This is a genomic window from Vibrio sp. 1078-1 (genome assembly GCF_033340475.1).
Map to the genome: position 1 here is coordinate 1 of NZ_JAWOWM010000836.1, position 530 is coordinate 530.

A 530-nucleotide genomic window follows, 5' to 3' on the forward strand; every position below is an offset into this window, starting at 1 on the left:
ACACGACCCTCGTCATATCATCATTTATGGTGCAGGCGTTATCGGTTGTGAGTACGCCTCTATCTTCCGCGGACTTGGTGTGAAAACCGACCTGATCAATACCCGAGATCGTTTGTTGGAGTTCTTGGATAACGAAGTGTCTGATGCACTGTCTTACCACTTCTGGAACAGCGGCGTTGTCATTCGTAACGACGAAACCTACGAGAAAATCGAAGGCACAGAAGATGGCGTCATAATTCACCTGCAGTCAGGCAAGAAAATGCGCGCCGATTGTTTGCTGTATGCGAACGGCAGAACCGGTAACACCGACAAACTCAGTTTGGATGTCGTCGGTCTAGAATCGGATTCTCGCGGCCAGCTTAAAGTGAACCGCAACTACCAAACGGCGGTTGAGCACATTTACGCAGTAGGTGATGTGATTGGTTACCCTAGCCTTGCAAGCGCAGCCTACGACCAAGGACGCTTTGTCGCACAAGCGATCACCAAAGGTCAGGCTGAAAACTATCTGATTGAAGACATCCCAACAGGCA

At 49.8% G+C, this 530-nt stretch carries 1 protein-coding gene; it reads left to right on the forward strand.

Annotated elements, in window-relative coordinates:
• Positions 1-530: FAD-dependent oxidoreductase (locus tag R7190_RS30360; RefSeq protein WP_318138273.1), on the forward strand; the 530-nt coding region annotated here is incomplete at both ends.